Genomic DNA, 13935 nt, shown 5'->3' with positions numbered 1-13935 from the left:
CCATGAAGTACGCCGCTGACTGGGCCGCCATCGCCTGCGAGGTGCTCGAAACCCCGTACCCGTACGGATCCGCCCACGCATCGAACGGCCCTGACGACGTCGACGTGACCCCGGATCGCCTGCACCCGGCGTTCCACGGGTCCTACGACTGGCACTCCAGCGCGCACATGCAGTGGTCCCTGGTCCGGTTGCTGACGCTGGCACCGGACCAGGCCGGCCCGCGCCCGGTCGAGGTCCTGGACCGGCGGCTCACCACCGAGGCGATCGCGACCGAGGCGGCGTACCTGCGCGACCGGCCGTCGTACGAACGCCCGTACGGATGGGCCTGGGCGGCGATGCTGGTCGCCGCCGCGCACAAGTTGCCCGAGGCAAAGACCTGGGCGGCCGCACTGACCCCGCTCGGCGACGTGATCGCCGACCTCGTCCTCGGCTGGCTGCCGCGGCAGGCCTACCCGGTCCGCCACGGCGTCCACCTGAACAGCGCCTTCGCCCTGGCGCTGCTGCACGAGGCGTACGACGACCTCGGCCGGGCGGACGTGGTGGACGCGATCCGCCGCCGCGCGATCGAGTGGTTCGGCGACGACACGGCGTACGACACCCGCTTCGAGCCGTCCGGGACCGACTTCCTGTCACCGGCGCTGTCCGAGGCGGAACTGATGCGCCGTGTGCTGCCGGCCGACGAGTTCGCCACCTGGCTGACCGCGTTCCTCCCCGGTCTCGGCGCCGACGCACACCAGCACCTGCTCGAGGTGCCCGTCACCGACGACTCCGGTGACGGACAACTGGCACATCTCTCCGGCCTGGCGCTGTCACGCGCTTGGCAGCTCCGCACGATCGCCCCGGCGCTGCCCGACGTCGCAGCGACGCTGCGTGAAGGTGCGGACCGTCAGATCGAGGCAGTGCTCCCGACCGTGACCGGCGGAGACTTCATGTCGACGCACTGGCTGGTGTCGTTCGCTCTCCTGGCCGATCAGGCGTAGCCACTACCCCGGAGCAGCTCCGCCAGAGCTGCGCATACCGGCCGCGACAGCAGCCAGCGTGGTCTTTCCGGTAACCCTGACTCACCGCAACGATTGACACTCCGAGCAGTCCGCCGTACGGTCTCGCGTTAATAGGAAACTTTCCTAACAGTTCGCGTGATCAGCGAGCCGACCGCACGGATCCGGCGGAGGGAGGCAGGGTTAGCTCATGGCAACGACACCCGGAACGCCGCGCCTGCTCCGCGCGATGAACGACCGCGCCGCCCTGGACCTGCTGCTCAGCCAGGGCCCGCTGTCCCGCACCACTCTCGGCAACCTCACCGGCCTGTCGAAGCCGACCGCATCGCAGCTGCTCGCGCGCCTCGAGGCCGCCGGCCTGGTCCGCGCCAGCGGGACCAGCGGCGGCCGTCCCGGCCCGAACGCGCAGCTGTACGAGATCAACGGCGGGATCGCGTACGTCGCCGGCCTCGACGTCACGCCGGCCCGGATCCGCTCGGCCGTCGCGGACCTCACCGGGAAGGTGGTCGGCAGCTACGAGCTGCCCACCCCCGGCCGCAGCGCCAAGGGCACCGTGGACCGTGTACTCAAGGCACTCGACGGCGCCGCCGGCGAAGCGGGCCTGAACCGCGAGCGGCTGCATCGCGTGGCGATCGGTACCCCGGGGGGCTTCGACCCGACCACCGGGCGGCTGCGGTACGCGACCCACCTGCCTGGCTGGCACGCGCCCCACCTGCTCGAGGAGCTGTCCGCGGCGATCGCCGTACCGCTCGAGGTGGAGAACGACGTCAACCTGGCCGCCATCGCCGAGCAGCAGGTCGGCCATGCCCGGGACAGCGACAACTTCGTGCTGCTCTGGGGCGAGGAGGGCATCGGCGCGGCGGTCGTGATCAACGGCCGGCTGCACCGCGGCGCGACCGGCGGCGCCGGCGAGGTCGCGTTCCTGCCCCTGCCCGGTACGCCGCTGGTCCGCAACGTCAGCCGGAACAACGCCGGCGGTTTCCAGGAGCTCGCCGGAGGCGAACCGGTGCTGCAACTGGCCCGTGAGCACGGCCTGAAGGCCCGGACGCCGGAGGCCGCGATCGAGACCGCACTGCAGACCGAGGGCGCGGGCGACGCGGTACTGGCCGAGTTCGCGCACCGGCTGGCCGTCGGCCTGGCCGCGATCGTCGCGGTCGTCGACCCAGAGCTGATCGTGCTGGCCGGCGGGGTGATCACGGCCGGCGGCGAGCGCCTGCGCGGACTGATCCAGGACGAGCTCGCCGATCTCGCCGTACCCCGGCCGCGGTTGCTGATGACCGCCCTCGGCACCGACCCCGTGCTCTCCGGAGCACTCCAGTGCGCCCTGACCACCACCCGCGACGAAGTCTTCGACACCGCGGGTCCACCCATCACCTAGGAGCCAAGGGTGAAACTCACAGTCGTTGGTGGCGGATCCACCTACACGCCCGAACTCGTCGACGGCTTCGCCCGGATGCGGGACACACTGCCGGTGTCCGAGCTGGTGCTCGTCGATCCAGCGACCGACCGCCTCGACCTGGTCGGCGGTCTGGCCCGTCGCATCTTCGCCAAACAAGGGCATCCGGGCCGGGTGATCACCACATCCGATCTCGACGCGGGCATCGACGGTGCGGACGCCGTACTGCTGCAGTTGCGCGTCGGTGGTCAGGCGGCCCGCAACGAGGACGAGACGTGGCCGCTGGAGTGCGGTTGCGTCGGCCAGGAGACGACGGGGGCCGGTGGTCTGGCGAAGGCGCTCCGGACCGTTCCCGTCGTACTGGATATCGCCGAGCGAGTACGGCGTACCAACCCGGACGCGTGGATCATCGACTTCACCAACCCGGTGGGGATCGTGACCCGGGCGCTGTTGTCGCACGGGCACAAAGCGGTTGGCCTGTGCAACGTGGCCATCGGGTTCCAGCGACGGTTCGCCCAGCTGCTCGGGGTCACGCCAGAGGAGGTGTCGCTGGACCACGTCGGACTCAATCACCTGACCTGGGAGCGCGCTGTCCGCGTGAACGGCGAGGACATGCTGCCGAAGCTGCTGTCCGAACACGTGGACGAGCTGTCCGACGAGCTGTTCCTGCCGGCCGACGTGGTGCGGCAGTTGGGCGTCGTGCCGTCGTACTACCTGCGCTACTACTACGCACACGACCAGGTGGTGCAGGAGCTGCTCACCAAGCCGTCGCGTGCTGCTGAGGTGGCCGCGCTCGAGAAGCAGTTGCTGGACATGTACGCCGACCCGATGCTCGACGAGAAGCCCGCCCTGCTGGAGCAACGCGGTGGGGCGTACTACTCCGAGGCGGCCGTGGCACTCGCGTCGTCGCTGCTGAACAACACCGGCGACGTGCAGGTGGTGAACACCCTCAACAACGGCACGTTCCCCTTCCTGCCCGACGATGCTGTCATCGAGGTGCCGGCGACGGTCGGCGCCGAGGGCGCGACACCCGAGCCGGTGGCCGCACTGGAGACCTTGTACGCCGGTCTGGTCGCGCATGTGACGGCGTACGAGGACCTGGCGCTGGAGGCTGCGGTGAAGGGTGGATCGGACCGGGTGTTCGAGGCCCTGCTGGCACATCCGCTGGTCGGGCAGATCTCCATCGCACGGGAGCTGACGGACAAGCTGCTGGCGCACAATCAGGCCTATCTGCCATGGGCGTGACGGTCCCCGGAGGCGTGCTCGCTTTCGACGCGGGGAACAGCAAGACGGACGTGGCGCTGGTCGCTGCGGACGGGACGGTGCTTGGTACGGCGCGTGGTGGTGGGTTCGAACCGCAGAAGGTCGGGCCCGACGCGGCGGTGGCGGAGTTGGAGCCGTTGGTTCGCGCTGCGGCGGCGGAGGCCGGCTTGCGGGTAGATGAGGTGCCTTTCGTGCAGCAGGTGTCGGCGTGCCTGGCGAACGCCGACCTGCCGATCGAGGAGGAGTGGCTGACCGCGGCGTTCGAGGCTCGGGGCTGGGCGGAGTCGGTGTACGTCACCAACGACACTTTCGCCTTGCTGCGTTCAGGTGTGGACGAGTCGCGGGGCGTGGCGGTGGTGTGCGGTGCGGGGATCAACTGCTCGGGAGTGCTGCCGGACGGGCGGACTGCTCGGTTCCCGGCGCTGGGGAAGCTCACCGGCGATTGGGGCGGTGGGGCGCAGTTGGCCGAGGAGGCGTTCTACTCCGCGTCGCGGGCGGACGATGGTCGTGGTCCCGGGACCGCGTTGCTCACCGCGCTTCCGGCGTACTTCGGTCTGCCGTCGCTCGGCGCGGTGATCGAGGCGTTCCACTTCGGGGAGCTGGCGGTCGAGCGGCAACTGGAGGCGGTGCCGGTGCTGTTCGAGGTCGCGGCTGCTGGGGATGTCGTTGCTCTTGGCATCGTTCAGCAGCAGGCGGAGGAGATCGTCGCGATGGCGGTCAGTGCGCTTCGGCGACTCGAGTTGCTGGGTGAACCGGTGACCGTGGTGCTGGGTGGCGGGGTGCTCACGGGTGGGCATTCGGTGCTGATCGATCGCGTCGTACTACTGCTGGCGGAGGTGGCACCGAGGGCGGTGCCGCGGGTGGTCGACGTACCGCCGGTTGTGGGTGCGGCGTTGCTCGGGCTGGATCGTACGGCGGCCGGCCCGGGGGCTCAGGCCCGGCTGCGAGCGGCGTTCGCTCCCTCGCCCGCTGCGTGAGGGCCTTGAAAAGGGGTTCTGCAGTGGTGTAATCATGATTACATGAGTACAAAGACAGAGCAGGAGAAGGTGCGCGGGTGGCTGACCGGCCGGCTGCCGGGTGAGTGGTTCGACGGCGAGGCGGAGCTGACCATCGACCGGGACGAGATCCTGATCGTCGGCCGGATCCCGGCGCCGGAGCAGGCCGGCGACGTGAGCGCGGCCGAGCGGTCGGCCGCCGAGGACGGCCGGATCAAGCAGTTCCGCGAGGACACCCGGGAGCGGCGGATCGAGATCGCCCGCGAGCTCGAGCACGCCACCCGGCGCAAGGTCGCCTGGGGCGTCCGGTGCGGCGACACCCGGACGATCTTCACGTCCCTGTCCGCCCCCGTGATGACGCGGCTCCGCCAGCCCGAACGCCAGGTCCTCGACACCCTCGTCGACGCCGGCGTGGCCCGCTCCCGCAGCGACGCCCTCGGCTGGTGCGTCAAACTCGTCGCCCAACACAGCGAAACCTGGCTCGCCGACCTCCGCGAGGCAATGACCAAAGTAGAAGACGTCCGCCGCTCCGGCCCCGACACCCAGAGCTAACCGGCCACACACCGCCTGCCACCCACCACGGCAACCCGCCCGCCACCGTCCGCGCAGGCACACACCACCAGGCAAGCGCCGCCTCGCGGCATCCATCACCACCGGGCAGGTGCCGCCGTCGCGGCACCCCCCACTCGCCCACCACGTGACCCCTGCATACCTGCCGGCTCTGCTCTTGCACCCGCCCACCTCCGCGCGCAGCGCGGGGGTGGGCGGGTTTCTTACTGAGATCTTCGTCACCTGTTGTCACAGCCGTCGCACCCTCGGGAGCGGCGGCCGTAGTCGTTGTTTCCGAAGTGTTCTCAGATGTAGCACGCCCGACATCTTGCCTACTTCGTGGGTCTATGTTCACATTGTGAGCGAGCAGTCCCTCCTTCAACTGCCCCGCTCCCCCGATCAAGGACAGCGCCCATGACTTCTGACGTCGGAGTACTGATCAACACCGCGGTGGCGATCCTCGCCATCGTGGTCCTCATCGTCCGGTTCCGGGTCAACCCGGTGATCTCCCTGGTGGTCGGCTCGCTGTACCTCGGTCTGGTCAGCAAGCTCGGCCTGGACAAGACGGTCGAGACCATCACCAAGGGCTTCGGCGACATCATGGCCGAGGTCGGCCTGCTGATCGCCTTCGGTGTGCTGATGGGCTCGATCCTGCAGGAGCTCGGCGCGATCGAGCGCCTGGTCAAGCACCTGCTCACGCTCTTCGGACCGAAGCGGCTGCCGTACTCGATGGCACTGACCATCGCCACCCTGCTGCAGTCCATCTACCTCGACGTCCTGCTGGTGATCTCGGCCCCGCTGGCCCGGTCGGCGGCGAAGCGGATCGGCCCGCTCGGCAACGCCCGGATGGCGACCGCGCTGGCGATCGGCCTCGAGTGCGGCATCGTCCTGATGGTCCCCGGTGTCGGCGCGCTGGCGTTGTCCGCGCTGCTGCACGTCCCGCTCGGGAAGATGCTGCTGTGGGGCCTGCTGCTGATCATCCCGACCGTGCTGATCGCGATCGCGATCATGACGTTCCTGTTCCGCCGCGGCTTCTGGAACGAGTCGGTCGACGAGCAGCAGGCCGTCATCACGGAGACCGTCGAGGTGAAGGAAGCGGAGACCGTCGAGGTCAAGGAAGCCGTCACCGTCGGCGGTGGCAGCACCTCGACCGCGGCCTCCGCGAATGGTGTCCGCACCGGTGGTGCTGGTGACGCCACCGGCGTCGACGAGACCGGACAGCCCCCGCTCCTCGTCCTGTTCGTCCCGCTGCTCCTCGCGCTGACACTGATCGGTTTCGGCGCGATCGCGGAAGCCTCCGACTGGAACAACAAGGTCGTCGCACTGATCTCCGACCCCGTGGTCGCCTTGCTCGTCGGCCTCGTCGGCACCTGCCTGGTCGGCCGGTACGCGATGGGTCAGCCGCGGGTCGAGAAGGCGATCGCCCGTGGATTCAAGGAGAGCGGCCAGATCCTGATCCTCACCGCCGTCGGTGGTTCGCTCGCGGCCGTGGTCGCGGCCGGCGGACTCGGCGACATCCTGCGCGGCTACTTCAGCGCGAACACGGTCGCGCCGCTGCTGCTGGTCTGGGTGATGGCCGCCGCCCTGCACGTCGCGGTCGGCTCGGTCACCATCTCCGCTATCACCGCGGCCGGCATCCTCGCCCCGATCGCCCCGGCGCTCGGCCTCGACCCGGTCCTGATCGCGTTGGCGGCCGGCTCCGGCTCACTGTTCGCCGTCCACGTCACCAGCAACACCTTCTGGCTGCTGCAGGCACTGATGGGCCAGACCACCCGCGGCACGCTGAAGAGCTGCACGGTCGGCGTGTCCGTCGCCTCGGTGGTCGCGATCGTCCTGCTGATGCCGATCAGCCTGCTGTTCTGATCCGCCAACCCCTGATCCACCAAACCTCGGGAGAGCTACCGATATGACCACGAGCGAGTCGCCGGCGCCACTGGCCGGTGTCCGGGTCCTCGAGCTGGGCAACTACATCGCCGCGCCCACCGCCGGCCGTCTGCTGGCCGACTTCGGCGCGGAGGTGATCAAGGTCGAACGCCCCGGCACCGGCGACGAACTGCGCAACTGGCGCTTGTACGCCGGAACGACCTCGCTGCTCTACCGGACGATCAACCGCAACAAGAAGTCGATCGAGCTGGACCTGCGCAGCGAGTTCGGCCGGCAGACCGTGATCGACCTGGCCCGGCACTGCGATGTCGTGCTGGAGAACTTCCGGCCCGGCACGCTCGAGGCCTGGGGCATCGGTCCCGAAGTCCTGAGCGCGGTGAACCCGGAGCTGGTGCTCACGCGGATCTCCGCGTTCGGCCAGACCGGTCCGATGTCCGACCGGCCGGGCTTCGCGGCGGTCGCCGAGGCGCACGGCGGCTTCCGCGAGCTCGTCGGTCACCCGGACCGACCGCCGGCGCGGGTCGGGATCTCGATCGGTGACTCGATCGCGGGCCTCTACGCCGGCTTCGGCTCGGTGATGGCGCTCTACCAGCGCGACGTACGGCGTACCGCCGGACTGCCCCCGGCCTCGCTGGCGGAGCGGATCATCGACGTGGCGCTGAACGAGTCGATGCTGTCGATGATGGAGTCGCTGATCCCGGACTACGAGGCGTACGACGTACTCCGTGAGCGGATCGGTGGCCGGATGGAGGGGATCGCGCCGTCGAACGCGTACCTGTGCCAGGACGGCGACAGCATCATCGTCGCGGGCAACGGCGACCGGATCTTCCAGCGACTGATGACGCTGATCGGTCGCGGCGATCTCGCGAACGATCCCGAGCTGCGGTCGAACGCCGGCCGGTGGGCCCGTCGTGACGAGCTCGACGAGGCGATCGGCGTGTGGACGGCCGGACGGTCGGCTGCTGCGGCGATCGAGGAGCTCGAGCAGGCCGGCGTACCGTGCGGGCCGATCTACACCGCACGGGAGATCAGCCAGGACGAGCAGTACGCGGCGCGGTCGATGATCCAGCGCTTCGACGTGTCGAACGGCGCCGAGGTGCTGAAGGATGTCGGCTTCCCCGGCGTCGTGCCCGTGATCGGCCAGCGGTCGTTGCCGATCCGGACTCTCGGACCGGAGCTCGGCGAGCACACCGAAGAGGTGCTGGGCGAACTGCTCGGGCTGACCGCGGCCGAGATCCGGCGCGGGACGCACGACCTCGAGGAGGCCTCATGAGTATCGCGCTGCGCGATGTGACGTTGCGGGACGGGTTGCAGCTGACCGGGAAACCGTTGCCTACGGCCCGTAAAATCTCGCTGATCCGGTCGTTGCTCGAGCTCGGGGTTCCGGCGCTGGAGATCGGGTCGATGGCACGGCCGGACCTGGTGCCCGCGGTCGCCGACACGATCGACGTGATCCGGGCGCTGACTCCGGCGGAGCTGGAGAAGTGCTGGATCTGGGTCGCGACCCCGCGGCACGTGGCGCGGGCGGCCGAGGCGGGCGCGCGGAACTTCCAGTACTGCTTGTCGGCGTCGGACAAGCACAACCAGGCGAACATTGGGCGCTCGACCGAGGACAGCCTGGCCGCGTTGCCGGCCGCACTGGAGGCCGCGGACGCCGTGTCGGGCGAGCTGCAGTTGTGCATCGCGACCGCGTTCACCTGTCCGTTCGAAGGGGAGGTGCCGGCGGACCGAGTGCTGGACATCGTGCTCGATCACCGGACCGACGGGACCAGTGAGGTCGTGCTGTGCGACACGCTCGGCCAGGCGATCCCGGCGCAGGTCCGGTACCTGGTCGGGCGGACGGCGTCGGTCGACGACCGGCCGATCGTGTACCACGGCCATGACACCTGGGGCCTCGGAGTGGCGAACAGCCTGACCGCCATCGAGGCCGGCGCCACCACCGTCGACGGCTCGCTCGGCGGGCTCGGCGGCTGCCCGTTCGCGCCCGGCGCCGCCGGGAACACGGCCACCGAGGACCTGGTCTTCGCCCTCCGCCCCGACTGGCTGACCCCCGCGAAGTTCAGCGAGCTCGTCCGCCTGGCCGGCGACCTCCTGGCCGGCCTCGGTGAGCCGAACCGCTCCCGGGCCGCCGACGGCGCCCACGCGAGTACGACGTCCTTCCCGTGGGCATCATGACCGGCCGGCCGGGCCTCCTCTCCCCGGTCGGCTCCCCTTCGCGCTTCACCTACGCTGATCACATGGCGACAGCGGATCCGGGTGGTGGGAACGGGCAGCCTCTTCTGGTGCTCGGCAAGATCGGGGAGATTCTCGACGCGTTCTCGCTCGACCGGCCGTCGCTGAGCCTGGGCGAGATCCGCGACGCGACCGGGTTCCCGACGTCGACCGTGCAGCGGCTCGTCACGAACATGGTCGCGCTCGGGTTCCTGGACCGGCAGGGCGACCAGGTGCGGATCGGCGTGAAGATGGCGTACTGGGCCGCGCCCGCGGTGAAGGGGGTCGACGTCCTCGACCTGATCGTGCCGGTCCTGCGGCAGTTGCGCGACGTCACCGGCGAGACGGCGTCGTTCTTCCGGGCCGAGCAGGGTCACCGGGTCTGTGTGGCGCTCGCCGAGACGAACCACGCGCTCCGCCGGGAGATGCACGTCGGCAAGATCATGCCGCTGCACGCGGGCTCGGCCGGTCGCGTCCTGCTGGCCTGGGACGAGTCACTCGCTCAGACGGTACTCGCGCAGCCGCTCGGGCCGATCACCGGCAGCACCATCACCAGCGCGGACGAGTTGGCCGCCGTGATCAAGCAGACCCGGGCCGACGGCTACGCGATCACCATCGGCGAACGTGAGCAGGGCGCGTCCGGCCTGTCCGTCCCCGTCTTCAAGGCCAACGGCGAACTGGCCGGCTGCCTCACCATCAGCGGCCCGACCATCCGCATGCCGCTGGACCGCTGCCTCGACTGGCTCGACCTCCTCGTAGAGTCCGCCGAACAAGCCACCCGCCTCCTAGGCGGCCGCTTCCCCACCACAGGCGTCACCCTCTGAAACGGGCGGCACCCGCGAGGATGCCGCCCGTTCGATGCGTCCTGTGACTGGTTACTGCTGGCCTTCCCAGTTGCTGTTGGGTGGGGTGCCGTTGGACCAGCCGCCTGACTGGGGAGCGGCGTGGGTTGCGTGTGGTTGCGGCGCGGGCGGGTAAGCGGCCGGGGACTGGTTCTGGTAACCAGCCTGTGCCGTCCCGTTCGAGCCGGTGGGCTTGACCATGGTGTCGCGGTCGAAGAGGTTGGTGAGGGCCCGGCCGGCCATCTCGCGGCCCCCGAGGCCGAAAGCGAGACCGAGGGCGAGGGCTGCGCCGGCGAGGACGATCAGCAGGGTGTTGCCGGTCAGCTGGACGGCGATCCCGAGCTGGGTCAGCGCGGCGAAGGCGGCGTACACCAGGATCGCGTACCGGCCGACCTTGGCCAGCGTCTCGTTCCCGGTGGCGCCGCGGATGATCGCGGCCAGGAAGTTCGCGAACAGCGCGGCCAGGCAGACGATCACGATCGCGGCGAAGATCCGCGGGATGTAGCCGAGCATGTCGCTCATGAAGTTCGAGATCTCCGGGACCCCGAGCGCGGAGGCGAACATCGTGAAGCTGATCAGGAACACGAACCAGAACACGACCTTGCCCAGCATCGCCGAAGCGGTCAGCCCCGTGCCGGACCGCTGCAGCACACCGGACACGCCGGCTCGTTCCATCCACTGGTCGAACCCGACCCGGCCGAGCAGCTTGCCGACGAGCTTCCCGAGCACCCTGGCGACGACGTAGCCGACCACCAGGATGACCAGACCGCCGAGCAGGTTCGGGACGAACGACAGCAGCTTGCTGAAGGCATCTTCGAACGGTTGGGTGAAGTCGATCGCTAACGCGAACATCGGATCTTCCTTCCGGACTGGGCCCGCATCCGCTGTCGCGCAGCACCGCACACGACCCCGGCACGGGCGGATGCAGTGGTGTCCAGTATGACTCGTACCCGTCGTTGCGCAGGGCAAACAGTCCTCGCGGCGTGGTGGGCGGGGAAAGATCCTTGCATAAGGCAATCACCGTCCGGGTTCGACGGTCGTTACCCCGCCCGCTGAACCGCTTCAGCGATTTGAGATGCTGCCACCATGAACGATCTGGTGATCCGCCGTGCCACCGCCGCCGACGTCGCCGGGATCGTCGGGATGATCGCCGACGACCAGCTCGGCGCGACGCGGGAGTCGACCGACGACCTGACGCCGTACCTGCGGGCCTTCGAGCGCATCGACACCGACCCGAACCAGGTCCTGGTAGTTGCCGAACGCAACGATGAGCTGGTCGGCACGCTGCAGCTCACGATCATCCCGGGCCTGTCCCGCCGCGGCTCGTCCCGCGGGCTGATCGAAGCTGTCCGCGTCACCGGTCCCGCCCGCGGCTCGGGCCTCGGTACGACGCTCATCCAGTGGGCGATCGAGGAGTCCCGCGCCCGCGACTGCACGCTGGTCCAGCTCACCTCGGACAAGACCCGGACCGCCGCCCACCGCTTCTACGACCGCCTCGGCTTCACCAACTCCCACGAGGGCTTCAAACTCAAGCTCAGCTGACTCGTTTCCCCGGGGCGGTGAAGGTGTTGCAGGCCGCGGGATTCGCGGCGGTGAAGGCTCGCAGGGTCCAGTAGGCGTGGTTCTTGCGGGAGCCGTGATCGCGGATGTGGGCGTCGTTGTACTCGTCGCCGACGTGCCGGACGATGTTCTGCCAGATCGCGAGGCGGCGACCACTCAGTTGGAAGGTGCTCTTGTTCGCGCCCAGGAACGCGGCGCCGAGGCAGCTGGCCTGCAACTCCTTGCGACGCTGGATCTCCAGCTGGCCGGCTTCGGTCTTGCCGCGGTAGAGCTCGTTGTACAGCGTGAGGATGCCGACCGACTTCTGCACGTGGTGCCCGTATTCGTGGGCGAGCAACTGCTCGAAGTCGATCAGGTTCCCGACCGGGTCGTCCGCGCCGAGGAAGGTGTCGTAGTCGAAGCAGATCTGGCCGGTCATGCCGCCCTGACGGTAGAACGCGTCGGCGTTCTTCAGCGGGTCCGCGCACTCGGCCGGCGTGGCGGAGGGATGGCGCAGGCTGTACGCGGAGATCTTCGGCGGCACGAGGTACGCGTCGGAGCGCTCGACCACCGGCGCCCAGGCTTTGTCCATGCAGGTGACGAACACCTGGGCATAGGCGAGCATCCCGGCCTTGGTGGTCAGATTCGGCCGCGGCAACGCGCACCGCACCGCCGGCACCTTCCCCGCCGTGTACAGCTTGCTCTTCAGCACCCCGTCCCGCAGATCAACCGACGGCAGCACCGCAGGTGTCGAAGCAGTCGGCTTGGGCGCCGGAGTAGGTGTCGGAGTAGGAGTGGACACAGGCGTCACCGCAGCCTCCACCTCCACGGGTGTCGCGGACCGCCCACACGCCGCCGTCAACGCCAGTACGGCGACAACCGCAAACCCGGCCTTCGCCGTACGGGACATCAGCTGACCTTCGCAGCCGGCGCGCTGAAGGTGTTGCACGACGCCGGGCTCGCGGACTTGAACGCGGGACCGGCCCACACCCACTGGCTCTTGCGCGAACCGTGGTCGCGGACCTTCTTCGGGTTGTACTCGTCGCCGCTGTGCTGGGTCTCCCACTCCCACAGGTGCAGCTTCTCGCCGCTCAGACCGAGCGCCTTCTTGTTCGCGCCGAGGAAGACCGCGCCGAAGCAGGTCGCCTGCAGCTCGCGCCGGCGGGCCCACTCCAGCTTCATCGACTTGGACTTCGTCCACCCTTCGCGGGAGAACGAGGCGGTGATCATCTCGGTCATCTGCTGCACGTGGTGGCCGTACTCGTGGGCCAGCGTGTCGAGCATCCAGACCCGGGCCGCGAGCGGATCGTCCTTGTAGGCCTCGAGGTCGTTCTTCCAGCTGATGTTGATGCTCTCGTCCTCGCTGCAGTAGTAGGCGGTGTCCGCCTCACCCGTGCAGTCGTTGGACGTTGTCACCTGGCTGGTCTGCAGGACCACCTTCGGAGCCCGGAAGTCGTAGCCGGCCTTGGTCACCACCGGCGCCCACGCCTTGTTCAGGCAGGGCAGCAGCGCCTTGTAGTAGTTGAGGATCGCGGACTGCGAGTTCGGCTTGATCGCGGGTTCTTTGCAGTTGACCGCGGCGACCTTGCCGACGGTGTAGATCTTGTTCTTCTGCAGGCGGACCATGTCGGGGATCGACGGGACCGTGACGGTGACGGTGGGGTCCGGTGGGACGGGGATGGGGATCTCGGACTTCTTGACCTCGGGGCGGGCGAGGGGGTTGTCGACGGGGTTGTCGTAGGAGTCGATGAGTTTGAAACCGGCGATGGTGGCGCCGGTGAGCATGATCAGCACCAGGGCGGAGAGGCCGGCGATGACGGCCTTCGAGTAGTGGCGCGGTGGCTTGACCGGCGGCGGTTCGGCGGAGAACTGGGCGCCGGCGCGGGACGGGTTCGAGTGCCAGCCGACGCGGGATCCACCGTTGCGCCGGGTCCCGGTCAGCGGCGTCAGCGGAGCACCGGCGAGCGGTGCCACGGGAGGACCGCTGTACTCGCTGATCGCGTCGGGGTCGGCCGGGAGCGGACGGGCCTTGCGTCGCAGGGTGTCGTCGCCGGTGGAGAGCGCACGGGCCTTGCCGAGACCGGGCGGCTGCTGGCGGTTCGCGGTGAGCGGGCTCGCCGCGGCCAGGTCGCTGTCGGTCAGCACATCGCCGGAACCGCCGGGCATGAAGTGCCCGGGCCGGGGCGAAGTGGTCCCCGCCCCGGCGGCAGGTGAGGAGCCGGTGTCGGTGTCGTCCTCAGGCATCGGTCGTCCTCATC

13 protein-coding genes are annotated in these 13935 nt (G+C 69.3%); 10 read left to right on the top strand and 3 right to left on the bottom strand.

What is annotated here, in order from left to right; translation table 11 throughout:
• The first annotated feature begins 2 nt into the window (after positions 1 to 2).
• The 9 genes from ACZ6O0_RS12960 (at position 3) to ACZ6O0_RS12920 (ending at position 10120) form a co-directional block, all read left to right on the top strand.
• Entirely contained in the window at positions 3 to 980 is a 978-nt protein-coding gene (locus tag ACZ6O0_RS12960) for a DUF2891 domain-containing protein (protein ID WP_465765036.1), read from the top strand.
• A gap of 208 nt (positions 981 to 1188) precedes the next feature.
• On the top strand, positions 1189 to 2376 hold the full coding sequence (locus tag ACZ6O0_RS12955) for an ROK family transcriptional regulator (protein WP_465765035.1): 1188 nt from the start codon (positions 1189 to 1191) through the stop codon (positions 2374 to 2376).
• Positions 2377 to 2385: 9 nt separating this feature from the next.
• Positions 2386 to 3639, top strand: coding sequence for a 6-phospho-beta-glucosidase (locus ACZ6O0_RS12950; protein WP_465765034.1), 1254 nt, complete (start codon positions 2386 to 2388; stop codon positions 3637 to 3639).
• Positions 3630 to 4634: an N-acetylglucosamine kinase gene (locus ACZ6O0_RS12945; protein ID WP_465765033.1), complete on the top strand. Its 1005-nt coding sequence runs from the start codon at positions 3630 to 3632 to the stop codon at positions 4632 to 4634. Before ACZ6O0_RS12950 ends, ACZ6O0_RS12945 begins: the two co-directional genes overlap by 10 nt.
• 42 nt (positions 4635 to 4676) lie before the next feature.
• On the top strand, positions 4677 to 5204 hold the full coding sequence (locus ACZ6O0_RS12940; RefSeq protein WP_465765032.1) for a hypothetical protein: 528 nt from the start codon (positions 4677 to 4679) through the stop codon (positions 5202 to 5204).
• A gap of 411 nt (positions 5205 to 5615) precedes the next feature.
• The gene (locus tag ACZ6O0_RS12935; protein WP_465765031.1) at positions 5616 to 7064 is read left to right on the top strand and encodes a GntP family permease; all 1449 of its coding nucleotides are present in this window, start codon (positions 5616 to 5618) and stop codon (positions 7062 to 7064) included.
• A gap of 43 nt (positions 7065 to 7107) precedes the next feature.
• Positions 7108 to 8358, top strand: a complete 1251-nt coding sequence (locus ACZ6O0_RS12930) for a CaiB/BaiF CoA transferase family protein (protein ID WP_465765030.1) — start codon at positions 7108 to 7110, stop codon at positions 8356 to 8358.
• A complete protein-coding gene (locus tag ACZ6O0_RS12925; protein WP_465765029.1) occupies positions 8355 to 9260 on the top strand; it encodes a beta/alpha barrel domain-containing protein in 906 nt (301 codons plus the stop codon). Before ACZ6O0_RS12930 ends, ACZ6O0_RS12925 begins: the two co-directional genes overlap by 4 nt.
• A gap of 62 nt (positions 9261 to 9322) precedes the next feature.
• Positions 9323 to 10120 carry an IclR family transcriptional regulator gene (locus tag ACZ6O0_RS12920; protein WP_465765028.1) on the top strand — a complete coding sequence of 266 codons (798 nt, stop codon included), beginning with the start codon at positions 9323 to 9325 and terminating at the stop codon, positions 10118 to 10120.
• Positions 10121 to 10171: 51 nt separating this feature from the next.
• Here the strand turns inward: ACZ6O0_RS12920 and ACZ6O0_RS12915 are convergent, their stop codons facing one another.
• Positions 10172 to 10990 carry a mechanosensitive ion channel family protein gene (locus ACZ6O0_RS12915; RefSeq protein WP_465765027.1) on the bottom strand — a complete coding sequence of 273 codons (819 nt, stop codon included), beginning with the start codon at positions 10988 to 10990 and terminating at the stop codon, positions 10172 to 10174.
• A 234-nt stretch (positions 10991 to 11224) separates the two neighbouring features.
• Here ACZ6O0_RS12915 and ACZ6O0_RS12910 point away from each other — a divergent pair, with 234 nt between their 5' ends.
• On the top strand, positions 11225 to 11680 hold the full coding sequence (locus tag ACZ6O0_RS12910) for a GNAT family N-acetyltransferase (protein WP_465765026.1): 456 nt from the start codon (positions 11225 to 11227) through the stop codon (positions 11678 to 11680).
• On the opposite strand, the gene ACZ6O0_RS12905 is transcribed toward ACZ6O0_RS12910, so the two are convergent.
• Together ACZ6O0_RS12905 and ACZ6O0_RS12900 are read right to left on the bottom strand one after the other, a co-directional pair.
• Positions 11673 to 12587: a neutral zinc metallopeptidase gene (locus ACZ6O0_RS12905; RefSeq protein ID WP_465765025.1), complete on the bottom strand. Its 915-nt coding sequence runs from the start codon at positions 12585 to 12587 to the stop codon at positions 11673 to 11675. The two genes, ACZ6O0_RS12910 and ACZ6O0_RS12905, sit on opposite strands and share 8 nt — an antisense overlap.
• A complete protein-coding gene (locus ACZ6O0_RS12900; RefSeq protein WP_465765024.1) occupies positions 12587 to 13921 on the bottom strand; it encodes a neutral zinc metallopeptidase in 1335 nt (444 codons plus the stop codon). The genes ACZ6O0_RS12905 and ACZ6O0_RS12900 overlap by 1 nt, the downstream gene beginning before the upstream one ends.
• Positions 13922 to 13935: the final 14 nt, after the last annotated feature.

It is taken from the genome of Kribbella sp. NPDC048837 (assembly GCF_055586945.1).
Note: the sequence above shows the minus strand (reverse complement) of the source record. Positions and strands in the feature narration are given on the sequence as shown.

Excerpts from the sequence above, each read along its gene's own strand:
- ACZ6O0_RS12960 (WP_465765036.1), top strand. The coding sequence starts at position 3 with ATGAAGTACGCCGCTGACTGGGCCGCCATCGCCTGCGAGGTGCTCGAA.
- ACZ6O0_RS12955 (WP_465765035.1), top strand. The coding sequence starts at position 1,189 with ATGGCAACGACACCCGGAACGCCGCGCCTGCTCCGCGCGATGAACGAC.
- ACZ6O0_RS12945 (WP_465765033.1), top strand. The coding sequence starts at position 3,630 with ATGGGCGTGACGGTCCCCGGAGGCGTGCTCGCTTTCGACGCGGGGAAC.
- ACZ6O0_RS12940 (WP_465765032.1), top strand. The coding sequence starts at position 4,677 with ATGAGTACAAAGACAGAGCAGGAGAAGGTGCGCGGGTGGCTGACCGGC.
- ACZ6O0_RS12935 (WP_465765031.1), top strand. The coding sequence starts at position 5,616 with ATGACTTCTGACGTCGGAGTACTGATCAACACCGCGGTGGCGATCCTC.
- ACZ6O0_RS12930 (WP_465765030.1), top strand. The coding sequence starts at position 7,108 with ATGACCACGAGCGAGTCGCCGGCGCCACTGGCCGGTGTCCGGGTCCTC.
- ACZ6O0_RS12925 (WP_465765029.1), top strand. The coding sequence starts at position 8,355 with ATGAGTATCGCGCTGCGCGATGTGACGTTGCGGGACGGGTTGCAGCTG.
- ACZ6O0_RS12920 (WP_465765028.1), top strand. The coding sequence starts at position 9,323 with ATGGCGACAGCGGATCCGGGTGGTGGGAACGGGCAGCCTCTTCTGGTG.
- ACZ6O0_RS12915 (WP_465765027.1), bottom strand. The coding sequence starts at position 10,990 with ATGTTCGCGTTAGCGATCGACTTCACCCAACCGTTCGAAGATGCCTTC.
- ACZ6O0_RS12910 (WP_465765026.1), top strand. The coding sequence starts at position 11,225 with ATGAACGATCTGGTGATCCGCCGTGCCACCGCCGCCGACGTCGCCGGG.
- ACZ6O0_RS12905 (WP_465765025.1), bottom strand. The coding sequence starts at position 12,587 with ATGTCCCGTACGGCGAAGGCCGGGTTTGCGGTTGTCGCCGTACTGGCG.
- ACZ6O0_RS12900 (WP_465765024.1), bottom strand. The coding sequence starts at position 13,921 with ATGCCTGAGGACGACACCGACACCGGCTCCTCACCTGCCGCCGGGGCG.